Consider the following 24410-nt stretch of genomic DNA (forward strand, 5'->3'; position numbering starts at 1 on the left):
ATCGGGGCCGCCAGGGGTTCAGAGCCAGCCGCGCTCGTCCGCGACCCGCAGGGCCTCCGTACGGTTGCGGGTGCCGGTCTTGGCGATGACCGAGGAGAAGTAGTTGCGGACGGTGCCCTCGGAGAGGAACAGCTTCGCGGCGATCTCGGCGACCCCGGCGCCCGGGCGGGAGGCGTTCAGCACGTCGCGTTCGCGGGCGGTGAGCGGGGAGGTGCCCGCCGCGAGGGTGGCGGCGGCCAGTTCCGGGTCCACCACCCGCTCGCCCGCCGCGACCCGGCGGATGGCGTCGGCCAGCACCTCGGCGGGCGCGTCCTTGACCACGAAGCCGACCGCGCCGGCCTCCATCGCCCGGCGCAGATAGCCGGCCCGGCCGAAGGTGGTGAGGATGACGACCCGGCACTCCGGAGCCTGTTGGGCCAGGACGGCGGCCGCCGCCAGCCCGTCCAGTCCGGGCATCTCGATGTCGAGGAGGGCGACGTCCGGCCGGTGCTCGCGGGCCGCCTGAGCGACCTGGTCCCCGCGGCCGACGGCGGCGACCACCTCGAAGTCGTCCTCCAGGTCGAGCAGGGCGCGCAGCGCTGTGCGGACCAGCTCCTGGTCCTCGGCGAGCAGCAGGCGGATCGTCATGTCGTCCCTTCGTGAGGGGTGTCGGGGCGGCCCGGCGGGACGGTGACCAGCAGCCGCCAGCCGCGCGGGGCGAGCGGGCCTGCCTCGACCGTACCGCCCGCCGCCGCGACGCGTTCCCGCAGACCGGTGAGACCCTTGCCGTCTGCCGTACCGCCTCGTCCCGTACGGGAGACGGCACTGCCGTCACCGGTTCCGCCCACGCCGTCGTCGCGGATCTCGACCGAGGTCGCGGTGAGCTCCACCGAGCAGCGGGCCGCCCGGGCGTGCCGGACGGCGTTCGTGATGCCCTCGCGCAGCACCCAGCCGAACAGTTCCCGGTGCTCCGGCCCGACCGCGTCCGCGGCCGTCGGGAGGTCGGCCACCACCCCGGCGGCGCGCAGCAGTTCGCGGGCGCGGGCCAGCTCGCCGCCCAGGGTGACCTCGCGGTAGCCGGTGACCGCGGCGCGGACGTCGGACAGCGCCTGCCGGGACAGCGTCTCCACGGCCGCCATCTCGGCCACCGCGTGGTCCCGGTCCCGGTCGGCCAGCCGTTGCGCCAGGCGGGACTTGACGGTGATCGCGGTCAGCGAGTGGCCGAGCAGGTCGTGCAGGTCGCGGGCGATCCGGTCGCGTTCGGCCTCGGAGGCCAGCCGGGCCACCTCGGCGCGGGCGGCGACCAGCTGCTGGTTGGTGGCGGCGATCTCGGCGAAGGCGCCGCAGGTGAGCGCGGTGAACAGCAGGGCCAGCGCCTGGAATCCGCCGGGCCCGCTGTGCCAGGGGCGCACCGCCCAGGGCACCAGGAGGGCGGCCAGGGTGGCGGCGGTCACCACCCTGGCGGCGTGCTCGCGCCACAGCACCGCGACCGCGGAGACGACCACGGTGGCGAGGAAGAAGGCGTCCGCGTGGGCGAACGGCAGCGCCGCGAGGAACAGGACGGTCATCGCCGCCAGCAGCGGCTTGATCCAGTGCCGTCGGCCGCGTTCGAGAGCGACGGCGGTGAGGGCGTAGCAGAGGCAGAACACGGCGACCACGGCGTACCCGGCAACTGCGGCCCATCCGCTGACGGTGCCGCTCATGGCGACGGCGGTGAGCGCCGGGAAGACCAGCATCCCGGCGCCCAGCAGGAGGCGCCGCCGGCCCTGCCCCCAGCGGTGGGCGGAGCCCGGCGCGGTCCCGCGGTCGAGGTCGGTCACCCTCGCTCCCCCTCCCTCAGAGCCTGGCGAACAGGGTACGCAGGTGCCGTCCGTTGACCAGGACGGCCACACCCAGCAGGGCGAGCCCGCACAGGCCCTGCTCGACCCTCATCCACACCGGGAGGATCCCCGGCAGGACGACGACCGTGACGATCGCGGCGAGCATGACGGCCGAGACGATCCGCAGCCGCCGGAAGGCGCCCCGGGATCCGCGGGCCGCGCGGACGGTGAGCAGCATGGTCACGCCGGCGCCGGCCACGACGATGGTGCCGCGGACCCAGACCGCCGAGGTGACGAGGGCGGGGTGGTCGCGCAGGACGAAGGCCGCGACGAGCGTCAGCGCGCTGAGGCCGAGGTAGGCGAGGACGAACCGCCGCACGGTGCGGAACGCCCGGCGGGTGTCGGGGTGATGCAGTCCGGGGGCGGCCGGGGTGCGGGGGCTGGTGTCGGTGGAGGTCATGGCCCCATCGTGGGCGCGGGCCCGGTGCGCGGGGCAGTGTGCTCGCGCACCGGTGCGCCATGACAATTGTCAGCGCCCGGCCGCCGTCTGCCGGTCCGCCGTCTGCCGATCCGCGGTGGACCCGGTGGCCGCCGTGGCCCCCGCGTCCGTCGGCCCGCTATCCGTCGGCCCGGCGCCCGTCGGCCCGGTGTCCAGCAGCCGGACCATGTGCAGCTTGGCGACGGCCAGTCCGTCCACCAGGACGGCCCTCGGCTCCCGGCCCCACACCTCGAAGCCGCAGGCGGTGTAGAGCCGCAGCGCCGCCTCGTTGCCCTCCGAGACGGTCAGCAGCACCTGCCGCAGCAGCCCGTCCTCGTCGGCGGTCCGCAGCACCTCGCGCACCAGGGCCCGCCCGATCCCCCGGCCGGCCGCGCCGCGGGCCACCGCCATGCCGTACAGCGTGCCCTTGTGCCGCTCCTGGCTCCGCGGCGCCACCGTGAGCCCGGCGGTGCCGACCAGGGTGCCGTCGCCGTCGAAGGCCCCGAGCAGTGCGCCCGGCCCGTGCTCGGCCTCGGCCAGGCGCCGGAGCGTCGCGGCCATCGGCTTGGCGCACTCCTCGGCGTAGCCGGAGGTGAAGGCGCTCGGCGTCTCCCGCAGCGCGGTGAGCCTGAACGCCCGGTACGGCTCGGCGTCCGCACGGCCCAGTCGGCGGACGGTGACGGGACCCGGGTCGCGCCCGCCGAGGGGCTCAGCCGAGGCGGACACGGGTGCACCTCGTCACGTACGGCAGGGCGACGGCGTCCCGGCCCGCCAGGTCCGGGTGGGTGGCGAGCAGGTGCCCGACGTCGGCCAGCAGACGGGCGCGTTCGGCCTCCGGCAGCGCGATGACGTAGCTGCGCGAGGCGACCATGTCGACGATCCCGGCCCGCGTCGTCTCGTGCTCCCAGCGGATCTCCACCCGCTCGGGCGGCCCGAAGGGCGCCGGGAGGACGGGCCGGGTGTCGATCCGCTGCCGGGTCGAGCGGTGCATCAGCGCGCCCAGTTCGGCGGCCCAGGGCTCGGACTCGTCCCGCACGTTCCACACCAGCGCGAGCGTTCCGCCGGGGGCGAGCACCCGGGCGATCTCCGGGACGGCGGCCGCCGGGTCGAACCAGTGCCAGGCCTGCGCCACAACGACGGCGTCCACGCTCCCGTCCGGCAACGGGATGCGCTCCGCCGACCCCGCGCGGACGGCCGCCTTCGGCACCGCCGCGGCCAGCTGCGCCCGCATGCCCGCGTCCGGCTCGACCGCCACCACGTCCAGGCCCGCCTCGACCAGCAGCCGGGTCGACTTGCCGGTGCCGGCGCCCAGATCGAGCACCCGCCGGGCTTCCCGGGGCACCGCCGATCCGATCAGCGCCTGCGGGTACCCCGGCCGCCCGGCCTGGTACGAGGCCGCCGCGACCCCGAACGACCGCGCCCGCAGCCGCTCCGCCCACCGCCGCGTCGCCCCCTGCCGGGTCATCCCGCAGGCCCGCCCGATCTCCTCCCAGGTCGCCTCCCGCCCGCGTCGCAACTCCTCCACCAGCTCGGTCCGCCGCTCCTCCAACGCCTCGATCACCCCCGACAACCGCCGCAACCCTTCCACCCCGCCCCCACCGGCCACGTCCTCCGCCACCCGCCGCCCAAGATCGTCCGTCTCCATGGGGCCGCACTGTAGGGGCGACGACGGCCATCCGTCAATGGCCGTTGCCCTGATGAGCAACATCTGTTGCCTTGCCCCTGCACACTCACTCGCACGGGTGATCACGGGCCGACTTCGACCCCGCCTAGCACGAACTCGGGTCGCCGCGGGGGGACTTGGGCCGGAAACCCTTCACATGGGCGAATCCGGGCCGGGTTGGCGGTGCGGGGGCGGCGGGGCGAGAAGCCTGGTGCGGGGCGGCGATCCGCCGGGCGTGGGACTGGTGTGCGAGATGTCGGTCATGTCCGGCAAGTTGCCACAAGTCGGTTGAGAGACAGTATTTTTGAGTCTTGGTCAGGATTGTCCTGAACTTGGCTATGCTGCAGCACCACGCCTCCGGAGCCGGTCGCCGTCCGTCCCCGTACTGTTCCGATCGTTTGAGGATGCTGAATGCTTCGAGCTGGATCGTCACCCACCAGACGGCGCCCCGCGCCCCTGCTCGGCTGGCTGCTGCCGACGGCCGTGATGGCGGCGGCCGTCGCGGTCGCCGCGGCGCTGGTGGGCGCCGGGGCCCGGGCCGGGGTGCTGTGGTGCGGGGCGACGGGCACCGTGCTGGTGGCCGTGGTGGCCGCCGAATCGGCGCGCCGGGGGCGTGCGTTGACCGAGCTGCGGGACCGCAGCGCCCGGCAGGCGGAGGACCTGCAGCGCCGGCTGGCCGGGCAGGAGAACGAGCTCGCGCGGCTGGCCGAGGTCGAGCTGCGCCGGGTCGTCTCCGGGTCCCGGTACGGGTACTCGATGGACATCCTGCTGAAGCCGGTCGAGCAGGGCGACGCGTCCGTCTCGCCGAGGTTTCGCAAGTCCCTGGTGTCCGTCGCGCACGGCATCGCCGTCGCCGTCGACGACGAGGTCAGCCGGCGCGACTCCGCCGAGCGCGCCTTCGTGAACATCGCCCGCCGGGTCCAGGCGATCATCCACCGGCAGGCCAAGGACCTGCGGGAGATGGAGGACCGGCACGGCAACGACCCGGCCGTGTTCGACGACCTGCTGCGCCTGGACCACGGCAACGCGCTGACCGGCCGCCTGGCCGACAGCATCGCCGTCCTGTCCGGCGCCCGCCCAGGCCGCCAGTGGACCCGGCCGATCGCCCTGTACAGCGTGCTGCGCGGCGGCATGTCCCGGATCCTGGAGTACCAGCGGGTGGACCTGCACCCGGTGGCCCAGATCTCGGTCACCGGACCGGCGGTCGAGCCGCTGATCCACGCCGTCGCCGAGCTCCTCGACAACGCCACCCGCTACTCCCCGCCCCACACCCACGTGCACCTGAGCGCGTCCGAGGTGCAGAGCGGGATGGCGATCGAGATCGAGGACGGCGGCCTCGGCCTCACGGACGAGGCCCGTGCCCGCGCCGAGCAGGCGATGCGCGAGGCCATGGTCTCCAAGGACTTCGACGACCTCACCGAGTCCCCCCGGCTGGGCTTCGCCATCGTCGGCCGGCTCTGCCAGGCGTACGGCTTCCAGGTGTCGCTTCGCCGCTCCGCGTACGGCGGGGTGCGCGCGGTGCTGGTCGTGCCGCAGGAACTGCTCACCACCGCTCCCCCGACCGGGCGGGCGCACGGCATCGGCGCCTTCTCCGGCCCGCGCCCGCTCCCGGCGAACCCGCCCCGGCACGCGGCTCCGGCCCGGCCCTGGGGCGCTCCGACCACCTCGGCCGGCGTCGGCCCGTCCTACGGCTCGACCAGTCCTTGGGGGTCACCGTCCACCGCGGCGGCGCCCGCCGGGGACGACGAGGTGGTCGTGACCGAGCGGACGGCCAACGGGCTCCCGCAGCGCCGACGCCACCGGCAGGTGCCCCGTACGGGCTTCGCCGGACCGGCGCGCACCGCCGCCCAGCCGGCCGGTCCGACCTCGGGACCGATGGCGGGCCCGGCGGCCCGCGCACCCCGTCCGGCCAAGGAGCCGAAGCAGCCGGGCCTGTGGCTGGAGGCGTTCATGGACGGCTACAAGGGCACCGGGACGTCCGCCGACGGCGACGGCCCGGCCACGGGCCCGACCGGACACACCAGTGAAGAGACTGCAGGGAAGGGCGATTGGCAGTGATTCCGCACCGCAGCAACATGGACTGGATCCTCAACGACCTGGCGGACAGTGTCCCGTACGTACGCCACATCATCGTGCTGTCCGCGGACGGGCTGCGGATCGCCCAGTACGGCGCCGACCCGGACACCGCCGACCGCCTCGCCGCCGCCTGCGCCGGGCTGCAGAGCCTGGCGGCCGCCGTCGGGCACGAGTTCCCGCACGGCGACGGCTCGATGCGGCTGGTGGTGATCGAGGTCGACGGCGGCTACTTCTACCTGATGGCCGCCGGCGACCGCGCCTACCTCGCGGTGCTCGCCGACGAGGGCGTGGACGCCGGGCTGGTGAGCCACCAGATGCGCGACCTGGTGGCCCGGATCGGCGAGCACCTGTCGACGCCGCCGCGCAACCCCGAGGTGGTGGCGTGAGCCGGCCGCCGGCCCGGCCCGGCGGCGGGACGGACACATGAACGAGCACAGTGAGGCGGTTGCATGACGGCAGACCAGGGCGGCTGGGACGGCCCCGAGCCCGACCGCCTGTACGTGATCACCCGCGGCCGCAGCGGTCCGTCCGGGCCGGGCGTCTTCGACCTGGTCACCCTGATCGTCTCCCGCGGGGAGCCGACGCCCGCCCTGCAGCCCGAGCACGCGGCCATCCTGCGGCTCTGCCGCTCCCCGCTCTCGGTGGCGGAGGTCTCCGCCTACCTGGAGCTGCCCACGAGCGTGGTCATCGTCCTGCTGGCGGACTTGCTCGACGACGAACTGATCGAGGCCCGCGCCGCCGTACCGGCGGCGGAACTACCCGACCGGGCCCTGTTGGAGGCGGTGATCCATGGACTTCAGCGGCTCTGACACGATGGTGGGGCCGGCCGGCGCGGACCTGCTGCCGGACAGCGTCAGCACGGCGGTCAAGGTGGTGATCGTGGGCGGCTTCGGCGTCGGCAAGACGACGCTGGTCGGCTCCGTCAGCGAGATCCGCCCGCTGACCACCGAGGAGACCATGACCCAGGCCGGGGTCGGCGTGGACGACCCGACCGGGGTCGAGGCCAAGACGTCCACCACCGTGGCCATGGACTTCGGCCGGATCAGCATCAGCGACCGGCTGGTGCTGTACGTCTTCGGCACCCCCGGGCAGGAGCGGTTCTGGTTCCTCTGGAACGGCCTGTTCGAGGGCGCCCTGGGCGCGGTCGTGCTGGTGGACACCCGCCGGCTGGAGGTCAGCTTCGAGGTGATCGGGCGGCTGGAGGAGCGCGGCGTGCCCTTCGTGGTGGCCGTCAACGGCTTCCCCGAGGCACCGGCCTTCCCCCTGGAGGAGCTGCGCGGCGCGCTCGACCTGCCGGCCGAGGTGCCGATCGTCACCTGTGACGCGCGCAGCCGCCAGTCCAGCCGGGACACCCTGATGACGCTGATGCACTACCTGTACGAGCTGGCCGCGCCGCCCGTCCGCTGACGCCGCCCCGACCGACGCCCGCTCGACCGACGCCGATCGACCGGCGTCGGCCCAGCCGGCGCCGACCCGACGCCCGACCGACGCCCGCTCGTCCCGAACCCGTTGGCGAACGCCTCGGCCGACCCCCGTGACCGGAGATCCTGTGACCACCCCGCTCCCCGACGACGCCGTCCCCACCCCGCCGTCCGGCTGCCCGGCGCACGGCCGCGCCGCCGCCCCGTCCGAGACGACCCCGGCCGAGGCCGGCCCGACGGGAACGCCCGGCCCGATCGGCCCCGACGGCCTGCGGCGCCTCTACGGGCCGGAGGCCGAGGCCGATCCGGCGGGCCTCTACGAGAAGCTGCGCGCCGAGTACGGCGAGGTGGCCCCGGTGCTGCTGCACGGCGACCACCGGGCCTGGCTGGTCCTCAGCCACGGCGCCAACATCACCGCGATGCGCACCCCGTCGCTCTTCTCCCGCGACTCCCGCCTGTGGACGGCGATCCGCTCCGGCGAACTCCCGATGGACTCCCCGCTGCTGCCGGTGATCGCCTGGCAGCCGATCTGCGTGTTCGCGGACGGCGACGAGCACCGCCGGCTGCGCGGCGCCGTCCTGGACGGCCTGAACCGCTTCGACCGGCGCGGCATCCGCCGCCACGTACGGCGGTTCACCACCGACCTGGTCCAGGTGGTCGGGCCGACCGGCCGGGCCGAGCTGATCACCCAGTTCGCCGAGCACCTGCCGATGCTGGTGATGACCAAGCTGCTCGGCATGCCCGACGAGTACGGCCCACAACTGGTCGACGCCGCACGTGACCTGATGAAGGGCACCGAGACGGCCATCGCCAGCAACGAGTACGTGGTGGCCGGCCTGCGCCGGACCATCGCGATCAAGCGCGAGGCACCCGGCGACGACCTGACCAGCCGCCTGCTGGAGCACCCGGCCGGGCTGACCGACGACGAGGTGATGGAGCACCTGCGGGTGGTGCTGCTCGCCGCCAACGAGACCACCGTCAACCTGATCGCCGACTCGCTGAAGATGGTGCTCACCGACCCGCGCTTCCGGGCCCACCTCTCCGGCGGCCAGATGACCCTGGGCGAGGCGCTGGACCAGGTGCTGTGGGACTCCCCGCCGATGTCCCTGGTGGCCGGCCGCTGGGCCACCGCCGACACCGAGCTGGGCGGACAGCAGATCAAGGCCGGGGACCTGCTGCTGCTCGGGCTCGCCGCCGGTAACGTCGACCCGGTGGTCCGCCCGGACCTGGCCGCCCCGCTGTACGGCAACCGCTCGCACCTCTCCTTCGGCGCGGGGCCGCACGAATGCCCCGGCCAGGACATCGGGCGGCACGTCGCCGAGGCCGGCATCGACATCCTGCTCACCCTGCTCCCGGACCTCCGGCTCGCCGTGGAGGAGGAGGACCTGACCTGGACCTCGGCCTGGATCTCCCGTCATCTGACGGCGCTGCCGGTGGAGTTCACCCCGCGCGACATCGAGCCGGACCCGGAGTCGGTCGCCGAGGCCGAGCGGGCGGCGGCGGAGCGGGCCGAGTCGGCGCAGGCGGCGGCCGAGGCGGAGCGGGCGGCGCAGAGCTCCGGGAGGGTGGGGGCCGAGGCCCCGGCCCTCCCCGCTCAGCGGCGCAGCTGGTGGGACCTGCTGACCGGCATCTTCCGCCGCTGAGACAGGGGCGAGGCGGGCAAGGCGGGCAAGGCGGGCGAGGCAGGCGAGGCAGGCGAGGCAGGCAAGGCAGGCAAGGCAGGCAAGGCAGGCAAGGCAGGCAAGGCAGGGGCGCACCCGCCGCCGGGTGCGCCCCTGCCTCGGCCGTCGCCTCAGCCGTCGCGCCCGTCGCGCCCGTCCGTCCGGCGCCGGTACAGGGTGAAGGTGTCCACCGGGGTGAGGTCGCCGTGCGGCCCGTCGAAGGTGTAGTAGGTGACCTTCATGGTGGTGGTGGCACCGCGCCGGTCGCCGGGGTCGACCTCGAAGGCCGCGAAGCCGTGGGCGTGTTTGCGGTCCTGGACGGCGGCCCACGGCGCGTCCTCGGTGAGCCAGACCGACTCCCGGTACGGCGCGCCCGGCTTCGGGTCCTCCAGCCCGACGACCACCCGGCCCTTGGGCTGTTCGAAGAGGTCGTCCTGGGTGGTGGCGGCGTTGCCGCCGGCGCCGATGATCATGTGGACGGTTCCCCGCCCGGTGTCGATCATGTCGGTGCGGGTGTCGGTCGGCACCGGGGTGCGGGTGTCGTTGGGGAGGGTGCCGCGGACGGGGTGGGAGCGCTCGTAGTAGTGCTCGTGCCCGCACACCACCAGGTCGACCCCGTAGGCGTCGAACAGCTTGCCCCAGGTCTCGCGGATGCCGAGGTCGCTGCCGGCACCGTGCATCGAGCTGGAGATCATCGGGTGGTGCATGCACACCACGATCCAGTCGATCGCCCGGTTGCTCCGTGTCGCCCGCAACTCGCGTTCCAGCCAGCGCTGTTGGGCACCGCCGGAGTAGCCCCGCAGGTAGAGGTCGCCGGAGTTCTGGATGGCCACGTCGTCGTTGGCGAGGCTGATGAAGCGCACCGAGCCGACGGTGAAGGCGTACCACATGCCCCGGGTCTCCTCGTCGGAGGAGGCCGTGGAGTCGGGGAGGGAGAAGTAGGCCTGGTAGGCGAGCGCGCCGATCGGCCCGTTGCCGCCCTCGTTCTCGTGGTTGCCGACGCAGGGCATCCAGGGGCGCAGCCGGGTGGAGCGGCTGTTGCTGATGAACCAGTCGGCCCAGGTCGCGGTGCGGCTCTGGCCGTGACGGCCGGCGTAGGAGGAGTAGCAGAGGTCGCCGTTGATCAGGTTGAACAGCGGCCCGATGCGTTCGACGGCGGCGACGATGTCGGCGGAGGCCGCGGTGCCGACCTGGCTGCTCATGTACACCGGGTACTTGCCGAGTGGCGAGGGCATGCCCTCGGGGAACGTGACCAGGCGCCGGAGGTTGGGCGCGGCCTGGTCGCCGAAGCTGGTGAAGGTGAAGGGCGCCCGGCCGCGCGGGGCGGTGGTGAAGGTGCCCGTCTCGGGGTTGGCGCCGTCGTGGCCGGCGCTGTAGAGGTAGGTGGTGCCCGGGCGCAGACCGGTGAGGCGGGCGTGGTGGACGTACACCTCGACCTTGTCGATCGAGTCCCGGTACGTCCGGGTCTCGGCCTGGACGACCCGGCCGAGGCCGCCGTCGGGCGTGCCGTAGCGGACCTGTGGGCGTCGGACGGACTGCGGGGTGAGCCAGGAGACGGTCATCTCCGCGCTGGGGTCGTTGCCGAACTGCAGGTGCAGGCCGATGACGCCGGCTGCTCCGCTGCGGTGCGGGGTGGACTGCAGGAGTGGGCTGGTGGGGGCGTCGTCGGCCGGTTGGGCGGCCGCGGGTTGCGCGGCCGCCGCCGTGCCTGCTGCCACCAGGGCGGCTCCGGCCGCCGAGGTGCCTTTGAGGATGGACCTGCGTGCAATGGTCATGGGGACTCCGCTTGCCGAGTGGGGGTTCGACAGGCAGTCACTTTAATGACATGTGCACGTAAGAGCGATCGTTTCGGCAAGCTCCCGTTCGACGGTCGTCGAATTGACGGAATATCGGCGGTGGCGGGCGGCGCGGGTCACACCCGGCCTCCCGGGCGGTCAGACCTTGCGGCCCACTCCCCCGTACACCGGGACCTGCTCGTCGGCCAGACCCGGGGACGGCGCCTCGCCCAGCTCGGGGTGCCAACGGTTGATCAGCACCACACCCGGCTCGTCGAGTTCGAGCCCCGCGAAGAACCGCTCGACGCCCTCGCGCGACCGCATGTGGACCTCGATCCCGGCCTCCGCGTAGCGGCGGCTGCCGATCTCGGCGCGGTCGGGCGCGGTGTCGCCCGTGCCGGCGGTCAGCGCGAGGAAGCTGCCGACGGGCAGGGCGTCCAGGAGCGTGCGGACGGGCGGGTGCGCGGCCTCGTCACTGAGGAAGTGCACGATATTGATCAGCGTCAGCGCGACCGGCTGGTTCAGGTCCAGGGTGCCGGCCACCGCCGGGTCGGCGAGGAACTTCTCCGGCTCGCGCAGGTCGCCCTGGACGTAGGCGGTGCGGCCCTCGGGGGTGCTGGTGAGCAGCGCGCGCGAGTGGGCGAGCACGATCGGGTCGTTGTCCACGTACACCACGCGGGACGACGGGTCGACCGACTGGACTATCTCGTGCAGGTTGGGCGCGGTGGGGATGCCGGTGCCGACGTCCAGGAACTGGCGGACGCCGTGCACCTCGGCGAGCCGGCGGACCATCCGGTGCATCACCGCGCGGGCGGCGGTGGCCCCCTCGCGGGCGCCCGGCAGGTCGGCCATGACGCGGTCACCGACCTCGCGGTCCGCCGGGAAGTTCGTCTTGCCCCCGAGCAGGTAGTCGTAGACCCGGGCGGAGTGCGCCCGGTCGGTGCGCAGGTCGACCTGCGGCGGTTCCTCGAACCCGGCGTCGGTCAGCCAGCTCTCCGACGTGTCGGTGTCGAAACCGCTGCTCTCCGCTGCGCTGTCCGGCTCGTTGGTGTCCGGTATGTCGGTGGCCACGCTCGCCCTCCCCGTTCGGCGTATGTCCGGACCACTCAACCACAGTCGATGATCGTCCGTCAGGTGGACGCCGGTGAACGGCTGGCCACGGGCGCGGCGCCCCGGACGGAGGCCGCGAAGGAGGGCACCTTCATCGCCGTTATCAGCCCGAGGGCCGGGCCGATCGTGCACACCGTGACGTACCAGGGGATCACGCCGAGCCAGTGCCGGTCGCCCAGCCACTCGGCGAGCAGCGGGAAGGTGCCGCCGAACGCGGCGATGGTGGCCGCGTTGACCACGCCGAGGCCGACCGCCCGCACCTCGGTCGGGAACAGCAGCCCGGTGAACACGTTGAGCGTGCCGAGCACCGTCGCCACCAGCATCCCCAGCACCACGGCGACGACCTGGAACGGCAGCCAGCCCCCGCGCAGCCCGGCGAGCAGCACCCCGACCAGCGGGATCGGCAGGCCGAACCCGATCCGGGCGACCGGCAGCAGGCCGAAGCGGTCGGCGGCGGCGCCGGTGAGCAGCATGGTCACCAGCACGACACCGAGCACCACGGTCATGAAGGAGGCCGCCGACTCCTTGTCGATCACGTGGTAGGCGGCGGCGTACTGCGGGAGGTAGACCAGGGCGAAGTAGTAACCGACCGTCCCGCCCAGGGTGTTGAGGAAGACGGTGAACGCCGCCCACCGGTGCTCGCGGAGCATCCGCAGGAACGGCGGGCGGGTGGGCGCGGCGCGCTGCCGGGCCCGGTGGAACTCCGCGCTCTCCGGCGCCCACCGCCGCACCCAGACGGCGGCCAGCCCGAGAAGCGCGGCGACCACGAAGCCCCAGCGCCAACCACCGTTCTCCAGGCCGGACTTGCCGATGGTGTGGATCAGCAGTGTGAGCACCCCGAAGGAGAGCAGCGAGCCGAGGATGACCCCGCCGTACGACACCGAGCTGAATGCGAACCGGTGCCGCGGCGGGGCCGTCTCGGTCACGTACGCGGCGACGCTCGGCGCCTCCCCGCCGAAGGCGAGCCCCTGCACCACCCGCGCGACCACCGCCAGCACCGCCGCCCAGACCCCGATCGAGCGCTGGCCCGGCACCGCCGCGATGCCCAGACTCGCCACGGCGATCACCGCCATGCCGAGGCTCAACGCGGAGCGCCGCCCCCGGGTGTCGCTGAGCCGCCCGATCAGGTACGAGCCGACCGGCCGGGCCACGAAGCCCACCGCGAAGGTCACGTACGCGCCGAGCACGCCGCCGACCCCGTGCTTGCCGTGCCCGAAGAGGTCCGCCGCGAAGTACGGCGCGAGGACGGCGTAGACGTTCCAGTCGAAGGACTCGACCACCGACCCCACCGTGGCCGCGGCCAACTCCCGCCGCCGTCCGCCGACTTCCGACCGCTCACGGAGCGGGACGACCGCGCTGCTTTCCGTCATGTCCCCAGCATGGCACCGTGCGGAGGCCGACGGAACCGCGCCCGGCGGCGCGGCGCCCGTCCGGGCCCGGCCCGGCGTGCCCCGCCCGGCGGAGCGCGGTCAGTGCGTGCCGGGGTGGTGGACGAAGCGGTAGGTGTCGCGGTCGAGTTCGGTGACCTGGACACCGAGGGCGGCGGGCCGGGTGATCCGGGAGCACAGGATCGTGAGGATCCGGTCCGTCAGTTCGGCGCGCTGCTCGGCGGTGCGGCCGGCCAGGATCTTGATCTCGACCAGGACGGCGGCCTCGCCGGTCGTGCCGTCGCCGACGCGGTGGTGGGCGGCGGGGCGGAAGAGCGTCTTGCAGTGGTCCACGGTGGTGTCGATGACCTCGGTGATCGCCTTGTGGACCTCGTCGGCGAAGGCCGTCCGGTCGAAGTCGAGTTCGGCCGAGTGGTCGACCAGGATCTGCGGCACGGGAACCTCCGGGGAGTCGAACAGTACGGCGCCGACGCTACCGCGTGCCATCCGCCCGGGGCGAGCCCTCCACCGGAAGGGCCGACGGGGTACGACGGGGTACGACGACGGGCGGCACCACCCCGTGGGGTCGGTGGTGCCGCCCGTCGTCAGTCCCTGCCACCGGCCGCGGCCGTTGCGCCGTCGGGTGCCGGGAGGGACGTCGGTGCCGGTCTCCGCGCAGTCCTCGGCGATGCCCGGGCCACACCCCACGAGCCGGAAGAACCCCCGTTCCTTCCGGCTCCCGGAGTCCGTCGCCCCCTCGAACCGGGGTGCTCGCGACGGCTCCTGGGGCCCGGGTGACGCCACGGACCGCTCCCTCGGCGGATCCGGTCACCGGTCGGCGCGCCGGGTCAGGAGACCGCCCCGCTGCCGGTCGCGCGGCCCGACTCGGTCGCGCAGGAGCGGACGGAGGAGGCCGCGCCGTACGCGCAGGAGGCCCCTCGGCCGCCCGACGTCACCCGCGTCCCGGCGGTGCCGCTCGCGAGCCGCTGCACGATCCGCATGACATCCCCCTCTCCGCCCCCGGCGCCGCGTCGGAGACTTTTCGTCTGCAAGGGAGTCTGCGGATCGCGGCCCCGGCACCACAATGTTCTCGGTCAAGTCCGGACGAACCCGGTTGCCCCCGCGCGGGCCACCGGTCTCACAGAGGGAGCGGCATGACGGAAGTACAGCCACGTCGGCAGGCGGACGAACCGGCCGGGAGTGTGGCCGCCTACATTCGCGAGCTGCGTGCGCTGAAGGTACGGGCGGGTCAGCCGTCCCTGCAGGCGCTGCAGCGGCGCAGCGGCGTCGCGCGCAGCACGCTGTCGGACGCGCTCGACCCGCGGCGGCGCCGACTGCCGCGGCTGGAGGTCTGCCTGGCCCTGGTCCGGGCCTGCGGGGTGGCACCGGCGGAGGAGGCGCGGTGGCGGGAGCGGTGGCAGCAGATCGCCCGGGCCGGCGACGAGTTGCGCGCGACGCCGGCGGCCGACACACCCGACGTGGCGACGCAGGACCGGGCGGCGACCCGAGACCGGTCGGCATCGCCGGGCCGGGCCGTCCCCGAAGGGCCCGAGGTGCCGCGTCAGCTGCCTCCGGCCGTCCGGCACTTCACCGGGCGGGTCCGCGAACTCAAGGAGCTCCACGCGCTGCTGGGCGACCGGGTGCCCGACTGCGGCGCGGTCGTGATCTCGGCGATCGCGGGCACCGCCGGGGTGGGCAAGACCTCCCTGGCCGTGCACTTCGCCCACCAGGTGGCCGACCACTTCCCGGACGGCCAGCTCTTCGCCAACCTGCGGGGTTTCGACCCCGCCGGGCCCCCGGTCGACGCCGCGGGTGTGGCGCGCGGCTTCCTGGCGGCGCTGGGCGTGCCGGCCACCCGGATCCCCGCCGACCCGGAGGGGCAACTCGCGCTCTACCGAAGCCGGTTGGCCGACACCCGGACGTTGGTCGTGCTCGACAACGCCCGGGCGGTGGAACAGGTGCGGCCGCTGTTGCCCGGATCGGCCGGCTGTCTGGTGCTGGTCACCAGCCGGAACCGGATGCCCGGTCTGGTCGCCCTCGACGGCGCCGTGCCGCTCGCCCTGGACGTGCTCTCCCGCGAAGAGGCGCTCGAACTGCTGGCGCGCCGGCTGGGCAGCGAGACCGTGCTGGGCCGGCCGGCCGCGGCCGACGAGCTGGTCGAGCTGTGCGCCCGGCTGCCGCTGGCCCTGAACATCGCCGCCGCCCGCGCGGCGGACCACCCGGGCACCCCGCTGGACGTCTGGGCGGACGAACTGCGCGACACCCGCGCCCGGCTGGACGCGCTGTCCGTCGACGACGCCCACGCCGACGTCCGGGCGGTGTTCTCCTGGTCCTACCACGCCCTCGCCCCGCGGGCCGCCCGCCTGTTCCGTCTGCTCGGCCTGCACCCCGGCCCGCACATCAGCGCGGCCGCCGCCGCGAGCCTCGCGGGTCTGCCGCCCGCCGAGGCGCGCCGTGTCCTGGACGAACTCCACCGCGCCCATCTGATCACCACCCCGGACCGCGAGCGCTACAGCTTCCACGACCTGCTGCGCGCCTACGCCGCCGAGCAGACCGCCCGCCACGACTCCCCCCGGGAACGGGCCGACGCGACGCTGCGCATGCTCGACCACTACCTGCACACCGCCCACGGCGCCGGCCTGCACGCCTATGCCGACGACGCCTCCTGGCCGCCGCTCGACCTCGCCGAGCCGGCCGCCGGGGTGACGCCGGAGAGCCTCCCCGGCCGTCCGCAGGCGCTCGACTGGTACCGGGAGGAGCAGCCGGTCCTGGAGGGCGTCGTCGCCTGTGCGCAGCGCGCGGGCCTGGACGGCCACGTCTGGCAGCTCGCCGGCGCCCAGGTGTCCTACCTGCTCAAGTCGGGCCTGTGGCAACAGTGGCAGCAGGTCAGCGAGACCGCCCTGGCCGCCGCCGAGCGCACCGGGGACCTCGCCCGCCGGGCGCACGCGCACCGCTGGCTCGGCCAGGTGCACCGCTCGCAGGACCGCCAGCCCCGGGCGCACCACGAACTGCGCCGGGCACTCGACCTGTTCGCCGAACTCGGGGACCGCGAGCGGCAGGGCAAGACCCAGCTCGACCTCGCCATCACCCACGGCGAGGAGCACGCCTACGCCGACGCGGTGGCCGAGTCCCGGCGGGCGCTGCAGGTGTTCGAGACGATCGACGACCTGCACGGGCAGGCCCTCGCGCTCAACAACATCGGCTGGTACCTGACGCTCCTCGGCAGCCCCCGGGAGGCCCTTCCGTCCTGTCGGCGCGCCCTGGACCTGGCCCGGGAGTGCGGCAGCCTGCCCGCCCAGTCCTCGATCCTGGACAGCATCGGCTACATCCACCACGGCCTCGACGAGTACGCGGAGGCGCTGCCCGCGTACCAGGAGTCGCTCCGGCTGCGCCAGGTGATCGGCGACTACTTCCTCCAGGCCGAGATCCACACGCACATCGGCGACACCCACCTCGCGCTCGGCGACGGCGAGTCCGCCCGGCACTCCTGGAGGCAGAGCCTCGCCATCCTGGAGGATCTGCAGCACCGGGACGCCGACGCCGTGCGTGCCCGGCTGGACCGCCACCGCTGACGCCGCCCGGTGTCCGTCCCGCGCGCAACGGGACGGGCCCCGGCGCGGGGTGCGTCGCCGGGGCCCGGTGGGAGGGTGGAGCGGAGGCGTGCCCGGCCGCCGCCGAGGCCGCGCCCGCGACCGTCAGCCGCGCGGCACCACCAGGGACTGCACCGCCGGCAGCTTGCGCCAGTCGCTCGACACGATGCTCGCGTGCGCCTTGGCCAACTGCTGGGCGCGGGCCCGCGCCTGGTCGGCCGTCGGGTCGGTGCCGCTGATCGCCGGCGCGACCAGGTGGGCGTCGGTCATCACCAGCAGGTAGTGCGCCTTGTCGTACCACGCGGTGTCGATGCCGCCGGTGTACGTGGCGGCGTCGCCGTCGAAGACCACGAACCACGGCCGGATCGAGGCGTCCGCACCGGTGTACCGGCTGCGCGGGTCGCCGCTCGCGGCGCCCAGCACGGACGGGAACAGCTGGGCCTGGCCGATCCGGCCCGCCGCCGCGAGGTCCCGCAGGTGCCGCCCGTACTCGACGTCGGTGTGCAGGGTGTCGAAGGGGTTGCCCAGTTCGACGGTGCCCGGGATCGCGTACAGCAGCACCTTCCCCGCCAGCGCCGAGCGGCTCGGCCAGTTGCCGGCCCGGACCGCCTCGTCGAGGCTCGCGTACGAGCCGCCGCCGGGCTTGGCCAGCAGGTCGGCGGGGCGCAGCACGGCGGAGCCGAGGTGCCGGGAGATCAGTGCGTCCAGCTGGTCGGGGCCCATCCCGAGGTTGGCGGAGAAGCCCGGCTTGAGCTCCAGCTTGACGACCAGCGGGCCGGCCGCCGGGTGCGCGGCGAGCCAGACCCGGACGTCGTCGAGGCAGTTCTCCAGGTTCTTGTTGGTGCCGCCGCCGTAGAGCTGGGCGGGCGTGGTCGCAGCGGTGCAGTTGTTGCTGTTGCCGAGCGGATTGGAGTGGCTGACCTTCCACTCCTTGGTGATGATGTCCGGCCAGAGGTCCAGCTCGATCATCCCGGTGCCGGTGTCCAGCCCCTGGGCCAGGTACGGGAAGGCGGCCGGGTCGTAGGTGTTGTGCAGGCCGACGGTGGTGGCGGAGCCGAACGGCAGCTCGCCCGTCCCGCTCGGGGCGGCGTCCGCCGGGGCGGTGGCGGTCAGCGCGCCGGCGGCGGCGAGCAGGCCGGCCGCCAGGCATCCGGCCAGGGTGCGGCGTACGGTCATGGGAACCCCCCGAGGTTCGACGTGTCGGCCGCCTCCTCCGGGCAGCCTGACGAAGCATCCCCGATCAGGGCGTGCTCCGCGTGAAGAAGGCACGACAATAGCGTGACGAGTGCACGGCTTCTCCCCCGGTCCTTCCCCTTCGCGCACACCTCCCACGCGCGTCCGACCGTTCCCGTCCGCCCGCTCCCGTCCGATCCGTTCCGGTCCTGTCCGGTCCCGTCCGGGCGCGCCACGCCAGGGACGGTGACGGAGCCTCGGGAAACGGGGCCGCCGGGCTAGCGTGGCGCGAACGGGGTGCGGCCCGCCCGCACCGAGGCGCAGAGCGGCGGAGGAAGCCGATGTCCCTGGTCCGGGTCCACAACTTCTCGATCTCCCTCGACGGCTACGGCACGGGCGAGGGCCAGAGCCTCGACGCGCCGTTCGGCCACGCGTCCCACCGGCTGCACGAGTGGTTCTTCGGCACCCGGACGTTCCAGCGGATGCACGGCAAGGAGGGCGGCGGCACCGGGGTGGACGACGCGATGGCCCGCGCCTGGGGCGACGGCATCGGAGCGGAGATCATGGGCCGCAACAAGTTCGGCCCGCAGCGCGGCGCCTGGCAGGACGAGGAGTGGAAGGGCTGGTGGGGTCCCAACCCGCCGTTCCACACCCCGGTCTTCGTGCTCACCCACCACCCGCGCCCGACGCTGGAGATGGAGGGCGGGACGACCTTCCACTTCATCGACGCGACGCCCGAGGAGGCGCTGCGGCAGGCCCGCGAGGCGGCCGACGGCCAGGACGTGCGGATCGGCGGCGGCCCCCGCACGGTCCGCGCCTTCCTGGAGGCCGACCTGGTCGACCACCTGCACGTGGTCGTGGTGCCGATCGTGCTCGGCCGGGGCGAGTCGCTCTGGGCGGGACTCGAAGGACTGGAGCAGCGCTTCCACACCGAGGCGGTGACCGGTCCCAGCGGCGTCACCCATCTCACCTTCACCCGGCCGTAGCGGAGCGCGCGTAGCGGACCGGACACGGCGGACGCGCGGCGGCGGCCTCCCCGCGGGTGCGGGGAGGCCGCCGTCAGCCGTACCGGCCGGATGCCGGAGCCGGTTCGGACCGGGTCAGACCCGGTCGGCCGCGATCAGCACGTACTGGAACGAGCCGTCCTTGTAGGAGTTGATGAACGCCTCCTCGATGCCGGTCACCAGCGAGGTGGTGGCCCGCAGCTCCCAGTAGGGCAGGGTGTCCGGGGTCAGGTCGATGACGGCCTGGGGCACCAGGCGGTTGTCGGCCATCGCCCGCAGGTACTCGCGGCGGGAGTGGATGTTGCACTCGAAGTGGGCGTTGATCTGCGAGACCCACTTCGACGGCTGGCCGTACTTCGGGTTCCAGCAGCCGGTGATGGTCACGTAGCGGCCGCCGACGCCGAGCACCCGGGAGTGCTCGGCCATCAGGTCGTGCAGGTCGACGTACATGCTGGACTCGTTGTTCCAGGAGCCCGCGGCCGAGCCGGTCTCGAACGGCATGTCCAGCATGTTGGCGACCCGGGAGCGGACGAACCCACCGATGCCGAGCTCGGCGGCGCGCTTGTTGCCGAAGTCGGCCTGCTGGGTGGAGAGGGTCAGGCCCTCGACCCGGCAGCCGAAGCGCTGGTGGGCCATCACCATCGAGCCGCCGCGCCCGCAGCCGGCGTCGACCAGGGTGCCGTCGGCCGAGATGTCACCGAGGTGGTCGAGCAGCACGTCGGCCTGGGCGGACTCCAGCCGGTGCAGCTCGGCGATCACCTTCTTCTCGCGCTCGCTGTCCGTCGGGTCGCCGATCGCCGCCCGGTCGATCTCGCCGATGCCGTAGTGGTGGTGGTAGAGGCCGTCGACGTCGCCCAGACGAAGGTTGACCGGGCGAGCCTCATGGTCCCAGTAGCGTGCGATGTCCCCCTGGTAGGGAGTCGCCGGGCCGGGGATGGCGTTGCCGGAAGTGGTGAGGTCGTCGGTCAGGGACATGGGTCAACTCCAAAGGTTCTTACGAAGGGTTACCGAGGAACGGTGTCGCCGCCGGGGCGGTCACCAGAAGTCGGGCAGGGTGTAGCGGTGGGTGTTGGTCTGGTGCCAGTAGTGGTTGCCGTCGAGCCACACGGCCACCCCGCGCAGGAACCGGACGAGGGTCGGCACCGGGCAGGCCACGGCCAGTGCGGCCGACTCGGACTCGAAGGCGCGCATCAGGTCGTTGTGGACCTCGACCGCCTTCAGGTAGCCCTCCTTGCGTGAGACGCCCTCGCGCTCGGAGATCACCACCGGCAGGTTCAGGTGCAGTCCGGGGCTGGACAGCTCCTTGGTGTACGAGTACAGGTCGTTGACGATCGTGGTGGCGTTGCCGGCCAGCGAGATCACCCGCTGCATCGCGGGCAGCGCGTGCAGCTCGGCGGGCAGCTCGTAACCGCCGACGGTGTCGGTGATCGTCGGGCAGGGGCGGAAGTTGTTGAACTGGCGCATGGCCAGGTACTCCCACACCTCCGGCACGTGCTCGGCCTCCGCCCAGGAGGCCTCGGCCAGGTACCCCATGTGCAGCCGCGCCATGTCGTGCCGGAACCGGTCCGACTGGGAGGGCGTGGAGGCCCGGGTGAAGTACTCCATCGCCGAGTGGTACGCCCGCCGGGGCGCGTCCTCGGACAGCGAGGCCTCCCAGGCCGGGTGGTACTCCGGCGTGGTGTGCAGCGGGTCGAGCGCCGTGTGCGCGAGCAGCAGGCGGCTGCCCAGGCCGACCGGCGATCCGCCGAGGTCCTCGCAGTAGCAGTCGTCCACCGCGTTCTCGGCCACCATCAGGCGGGCCGCGAGCATCAGGTGGTCGATGCTGGGCGCGTCGGGGTGGCAGGCCACCATGTAGCGCCCGGTGGAGAACCCGTCGAAGTCCTTCTCCCACTCCGGCGGGTAGAGCTCGATCTCGTCGATCGCCCAGGCCTTGATCTTCAGGCTGAGCGCCTCCACCCGCACCGGGTCGGGCTCGGCGATCGGGTGGTGGTACAGACCGGGGATGGGGTCGCCGGTCCTGGGCTTGCCACCGCTCGGCGCCTCGGCGGCCTGAGCCACCCCGAGCGCGGCCATGCCGAACGCGGCCACGCCGGGCAGGGCCGGGACGGACATCGCGGGGAGGGACGGGGACGGGACGGACGGCAGCCGGACATCGGGGACCACGGCCTCGGCCACCACCGCCTCGACCACCAGGGCCTCGGAGACCGGGGCCTCCGCAGCCGAGACCTCGGGGGCCGGCACCTCGGGCACCGTGACACCGGCCGCCGGAACCGTGACCGCCGGGGCTTCGGCGGCCGGAGCCTCCGCCGCCGGGGCCTGCGGCCTCAACTGCAGCCCGGCGGTGCCCAGTCCGGTGGGCCCGCGCAGGATGCGCTCGATCGCCGGGGAGCTCATGAGCCCACCGCCGGAGCGGCGGCGGACCCTGGTGGTGAGTCCGGTCTGACACGCAGGGGCATGGAGCCTCCTCTGGAATGGATCGCACGATGTGACGAGTCGTCATCTCGCCCGCCGCGAAGAGGACTCCGGGCGACGGGCCCCGTCTCGCTCGGTTCCCAACCGTAGGCGCGAAGGCGCGTTCCGGAACGCAACGGACGATCTTCTACACCCGATAGGGTGAACGTTCAGGCTGACGGCGTTTGGAGACGGCCCTGTCATGCATCGGTCCGGTCCGGCGCCTGGGCGCCCAGGCGCCGGACCGGTCGACCCGAACCGCCCGCGCGCCGCGTCAACGCGGCGCCACCCCCGTGTCCCGCTCCCGACGACCGCGTCGGGCCCGTCCCGGCGAAGGCCGTTCGACGGCGAATGACCGACGGGTGCGGCCGGGCCCGGCGACGGGCCCCCTTCCCCTCGCCCCCACCGGGGACCGGGCGGCCTCCCCGTGCGTGGCCGGACAGGACCGGGCGCATAAGGGGGACGAGAATGGGCACGGCGCCGTGGAGGATCGGGGCCAGGAAGGGAGAGCAGCGCATGGAGAGCCAGGCCCGCAGCCGCACCGCACTCGTCGAGGGGCTCATGGAGCGCTATCCCGACGTGCCCCGGGAGGCGGTGATCAAGGAGGACCTGCTGCGCGGCGGCATGGCCTTCGACGAGTCCGCGCTCAGCGGCAGCGCCGGCGTCGACGGGGGCGGCGAGGTCAAGCCGAAGTCGTACTTCATCTTCTCCTTCGACCACCGCACCCTGCCCGAGCTGGGCGCCGCGGCGCTCAACCGGCCGCCGGAGGAGATCGTGCTGACCGGCGGGCCGTACGGGCTGCGCCGCACGGTGGTGTCGGTGCGGGTCAACCCGGACTCGCCGTACCGGGTCGGCGCCGGGGAGGACGGCACGCTCGGCCTCTACCTGGACGGCGCGCGGATCGCCGACGTCGGCCTGCCGCCGATGCCGGACTACTACCGGCACACGCTCGCCAACGGGAAGTCGGTGATGGAGGTCGCCCCGACCATCCAGTGGGGTTACCTGATCTACCTCACGGTGTTCCGGGTCTGCCAGTACTTCGGCGCCAAGGAGGAGTGCCAGTACTGCGACATCAACCACAACTGGCGCCAGCACAAGGCCGCCGGGCGCCCGTACACCGGCGTCAAGCCGGTCGAGGAGGTCCTGGAGGCGCTGGCGCTGATCGACGAGCACGACACCGCCCGCGCCTCCCAGGCGTACACCCTCACCGGCGGGGCGATCACCTCCCACGTCGGCGGCCGGGACGAGGCCGACTTCTACGGGCAGTACGCCAAGGCCATCGAGGAGCGCTTCCCCGGCCGCTGGATCGGCAAGGTGGTGGCGCAGGCGCTGCCGCGCGAGGACGTCCAGCGCTTCCATGACTACGGTGTTCGGATCTACCACCCCAACTTCGAGGTGTGGGACAAGCGGCTCTTCGAGCTCTACTGCCCGGGCAAGGAGCGCTACGTCGGCCGCGACGAGTGGCACCGCCGGATCCTCGACTCCACCGAGGTGTTCGGCCCGCAGAACGTGATCCCCAACTTCGTCGCGGGCGTGGAGATGGCCGAGCCCTTCGGCTTCACCACCGTGGACGAGGCGATCGCCTCCACCGAGGAGGGCCTGCGCTACTTCATGTCCCACGGCGTGGTCCCGCGCTTCACCACCTGGTGCCCCGAGCCCACCACCCCGCTCGGCAAGGCCAACCCGCAGGGCGCGCCGCTGGAGTACCACATCCGCCTGCTGCAGACCTACCGCGCGACCCTGGAGGAGTTCGGCCTCTCCTCCCCGCCCGGCTACGGGCCGGCCGGCCCGGGCAAGGCGGTCTTCTCGGTCAGCTCCTTCATGGACTCGCTGCCCGGCTGAGCGCACTCCCGAGCCGCTCCCCCGACGGCGCCGCCACCGCGATCGGTGGCGGCGCCGCGGTCGGTGGCGGCGCCGCGATCGGTGGCGGCGCCGTTCCCGTCAACCGCGTTGCTGCGGGCGGACGGTGAGGATCTGCTCGGCGCGGCCGACCGGCCCCTGCCGATCGTGCAGGACGGTGCTGGTGACGCCGTGGCCGGTCGGGCCGAAGCTGACGCTGGTGTCCAGGCCGGTCCAGGGGCCCTCGGGGCGGCGGTGGAGGTGGATCGTCAGGTCGGTGTTGGGGAACATCCACGCGGTGGGGGCCTGCCGCGCGGCGATGCCGTTGGCGGTGTCCACCAGGGCGATGAAGGAGGCGTACGGGCTGCTGGGCTCACCGGCGACCAGCTCGACCGGGGTGGAGATCCAGGCGGCGGCACGGCCCGGGGCCGACTCCCGTCGGCGGACGTCGATCGAGGCGATGTAGCCGCCGCCCCAGAGCCCGTTCATCGCCCAGGGCTCGAACTCCTCGGGCCCGGGCAGCGGCCGGTCGTGTGTCCCGGCGACGGCCGCGGTGTCGAGTTCGGCGAGGAACCACGCGCGGGCCCGGACCACGGCACGCTCCCCGGCCACCACGGTGGCCTCGACCAGCTCGATGGTGCGCCCGGGCCGGACGGTCTCCACCGTGACCTCGACCTCGTCGAGGGCGATCTGGCCGAGTATGTCGAAGCTGATCCGGGTCAGCGCCAGGCTGGTGCCGGGACGACCGGCCCGCCCCGGGTCGGTGCTCGCCGGATCGGTGCGGTGGTGGTCGATCGCGTGGACGATCAGGCCGGCGAGCGGGCTGAAGTGCTGCTCGTCGGCGTGCCAGGCGCCCTGGGCATGGGCGGTGGGCTTGTAGCGGTTCTCGCCGGTGCGCTGGAAGTAGCTGTCGGGCGCGGCGGTGGGGGTGGTCACGAGCGCTTCTCCTGGGGCTGATCGCTGGGCGCCGGGCGGGCGCCGCCGGGGTACGACGGCGCCTGAC

22 protein-coding genes are annotated in these 24410 nt (G+C 73.8%); 8 read left to right on the forward strand and 14 right to left on the reverse strand.

From position 1 onward, the window contains the following. Window positions 1-18: 18 nt before the first annotated feature. The 5 genes from ABTY56_RS11560 to ABTY56_RS11580 form a co-directional block, all read right to left on the reverse strand. Window positions 19-627, reverse strand: a complete 609-nt coding sequence (locus tag ABTY56_RS11560) for a response regulator transcription factor (protein ID WP_350628389.1) — start codon at window positions 625-627, stop codon at window positions 19-21. Beyond that, the gene (locus ABTY56_RS11565) at window positions 624-1799 is read right to left on the reverse strand and encodes a sensor histidine kinase (RefSeq protein ID WP_350628391.1); all 1176 of its coding nucleotides are present in this window, start codon (window positions 1797-1799) and stop codon (window positions 624-626) included. The genes ABTY56_RS11560 and ABTY56_RS11565 overlap by 4 nt, the downstream gene beginning before the upstream one ends. 16 nt (window positions 1800-1815) lie before the next feature. Continuing rightward, on the reverse strand, window positions 1816-2259 hold the full coding sequence (locus tag ABTY56_RS11570) for a hypothetical protein (RefSeq protein ID WP_350628392.1): 444 nt from the start codon (window positions 2257-2259) through the stop codon (window positions 1816-1818). 69 nt (window positions 2260-2328) lie between these two features. Beyond that, complete coding sequence (locus ABTY56_RS11575; RefSeq protein WP_350628394.1) at window positions 2329-3003, reverse strand: GNAT family N-acetyltransferase; 675 nt, start codon at window positions 3001-3003, stop codon at window positions 2329-2331. Beyond that, entirely contained in the window at window positions 2987-3922 is a 936-nt protein-coding gene (locus tag ABTY56_RS11580; RefSeq protein ID WP_350628396.1) for a class I SAM-dependent methyltransferase, read from the reverse strand. Before ABTY56_RS11580 ends, ABTY56_RS11575 begins: the two co-directional genes overlap by 17 nt. A gap of 429 nt (window positions 3923-4351) precedes the next feature. On the opposite strand from ABTY56_RS11580, the gene ABTY56_RS11585 reads away from it, so the two are divergent. The 5 genes from ABTY56_RS11585 (at window position 4352) to ABTY56_RS11605 (ending at window position 9080) form a co-directional block, all read left to right on the forward strand. Then, window positions 4352-5998 (forward strand): ATP-binding protein, encoded by a 1647-nt coding sequence (locus tag ABTY56_RS11585; RefSeq protein WP_350628398.1) that lies wholly within the window; start codon window positions 4352-4354, stop codon window positions 5996-5998. A gap of 17 nt (window positions 5999-6015) precedes the next feature. Continuing rightward, window positions 6016-6402, forward strand: coding sequence for a roadblock/LC7 domain-containing protein (locus tag ABTY56_RS11590; RefSeq protein ID WP_396545994.1), 387 nt, complete (start codon window positions 6016-6018; stop codon window positions 6400-6402). A 63-nt stretch (window positions 6403-6465) separates the two neighbouring features. Beyond that, window positions 6466-6825 carry a DUF742 domain-containing protein gene (locus ABTY56_RS11595; RefSeq protein WP_350523174.1) on the forward strand — a complete coding sequence of 120 codons (360 nt, stop codon included), beginning with the start codon at window positions 6466-6468 and terminating at the stop codon, window positions 6823-6825. Continuing rightward, the gene (locus ABTY56_RS11600) at window positions 6806-7423 is read left to right on the forward strand and encodes a GTP-binding protein (RefSeq protein ID WP_350628400.1); all 618 of its coding nucleotides are present in this window, start codon (window positions 6806-6808) and stop codon (window positions 7421-7423) included. Before ABTY56_RS11595 ends, ABTY56_RS11600 begins: the two co-directional genes overlap by 20 nt. 142 nt (window positions 7424-7565) lie before the next feature. Continuing rightward, window positions 7566-9080, forward strand: a complete 1515-nt coding sequence (locus ABTY56_RS11605) for a cytochrome P450 family protein (RefSeq protein WP_350628401.1) — start codon at window positions 7566-7568, stop codon at window positions 9078-9080. Window positions 9081-9229: 149 nt separating this feature from the next. Here ABTY56_RS11605 and ABTY56_RS11610 read toward each other — a convergent pair whose 3' ends face one another. The 5 genes from ABTY56_RS11610 to ABTY56_RS11630 form a co-directional block, all read right to left on the reverse strand. Then, window positions 9230-10873 carry a purple acid phosphatase family protein gene (locus ABTY56_RS11610; protein WP_350628403.1) on the reverse strand — a complete coding sequence of 548 codons (1644 nt, stop codon included), beginning with the start codon at window positions 10871-10873 and terminating at the stop codon, window positions 9230-9232. Between the two features lie 159 nt (window positions 10874-11032). Further along, a complete protein-coding gene (locus ABTY56_RS11615) occupies window positions 11033-11860 on the reverse strand; it encodes an SAM-dependent methyltransferase (protein WP_502893090.1) in 828 nt (275 codons plus the stop codon). A 143-nt stretch (window positions 11861-12003) separates the two neighbouring features. Next, a complete protein-coding gene (locus tag ABTY56_RS11620) occupies window positions 12004-13353 on the reverse strand; it encodes an MFS transporter (protein WP_350628405.1) in 1350 nt (449 codons plus the stop codon). Window positions 13354-13452: 99 nt separating this feature from the next. After that, window positions 13453-13857, reverse strand: a complete 405-nt coding sequence (locus tag ABTY56_RS11625) for a 5-carboxymethyl-2-hydroxymuconate Delta-isomerase (protein WP_350628406.1) — start codon at window positions 13855-13857, stop codon at window positions 13453-13455. Between the two features lie 341 nt (window positions 13858-14198). Further along, a complete protein-coding gene (locus ABTY56_RS11630; protein WP_350628407.1) occupies window positions 14199-14351 on the reverse strand; it encodes a hypothetical protein in 153 nt (50 codons plus the stop codon). A gap of 153 nt (window positions 14352-14504) precedes the next feature. Between ABTY56_RS11630 and ABTY56_RS11635 the strand changes: the two genes are divergently transcribed. Continuing rightward, a complete protein-coding gene (locus ABTY56_RS11635) occupies window positions 14505-16922 on the forward strand; it encodes an ATP-binding protein (protein WP_350628408.1) in 2418 nt (805 codons plus the stop codon). A gap of 123 nt (window positions 16923-17045) precedes the next feature. Here the strand turns inward: ABTY56_RS11635 and ABTY56_RS11640 are convergent, their stop codons facing one another. After that, window positions 17046-18116 carry a phosphatidylinositol-specific phospholipase C domain-containing protein gene (locus ABTY56_RS11640; protein ID WP_350628409.1) on the reverse strand — a complete coding sequence of 357 codons (1071 nt, stop codon included), beginning with the start codon at window positions 18114-18116 and terminating at the stop codon, window positions 17046-17048. A 338-nt stretch (window positions 18117-18454) separates the two neighbouring features. Between ABTY56_RS11640 and ABTY56_RS11645 the strand changes: the two genes are divergently transcribed. After that, the gene (locus ABTY56_RS11645; protein ID WP_350628410.1) at window positions 18455-19099 is read left to right on the forward strand and encodes a dihydrofolate reductase family protein; all 645 of its coding nucleotides are present in this window, start codon (window positions 18455-18457) and stop codon (window positions 19097-19099) included. A gap of 114 nt (window positions 19100-19213) precedes the next feature. Here the strand turns inward: ABTY56_RS11645 and ABTY56_RS11650 are convergent, their stop codons facing one another. Continuing rightward, window positions 19214-20092: a geranyl diphosphate 2-C-methyltransferase gene (locus ABTY56_RS11650; protein ID WP_350628411.1), complete on the reverse strand. Its 879-nt coding sequence runs from the start codon at window positions 20090-20092 to the stop codon at window positions 19214-19216. Window positions 20093-20152: 60 nt separating this feature from the next. Then, entirely contained in the window at window positions 20153-21511 is a 1359-nt protein-coding gene (locus ABTY56_RS11655) for a family 2 encapsulin nanocompartment cargo protein terpene cyclase (protein WP_350628412.1), read from the reverse strand. Between the two features lie 573 nt (window positions 21512-22084). On the opposite strand from ABTY56_RS11655, the gene ABTY56_RS11660 reads away from it, so the two are divergent. Then, the gene (locus ABTY56_RS11660) at window positions 22085-23410 is read left to right on the forward strand and encodes a radical SAM protein (RefSeq protein WP_350628413.1); all 1326 of its coding nucleotides are present in this window, start codon (window positions 22085-22087) and stop codon (window positions 23408-23410) included. 99 nt (window positions 23411-23509) lie between these two features. Here ABTY56_RS11660 and ABTY56_RS11665 read toward each other — a convergent pair whose 3' ends face one another. Next, on the reverse strand, window positions 23510-24343 hold the full coding sequence (locus ABTY56_RS11665; RefSeq protein WP_350628414.1) for a thioesterase family protein: 834 nt from the start codon (window positions 24341-24343) through the stop codon (window positions 23510-23512). Window positions 24344-24410: the final 67 nt, after the last annotated feature.

Source organism: Kitasatospora sp. NPDC097691 (assembly GCF_040302665.1).
GTDB lineage: Bacteria > Actinomycetota > Actinomycetes > Streptomycetales > Streptomycetaceae > Kitasatospora.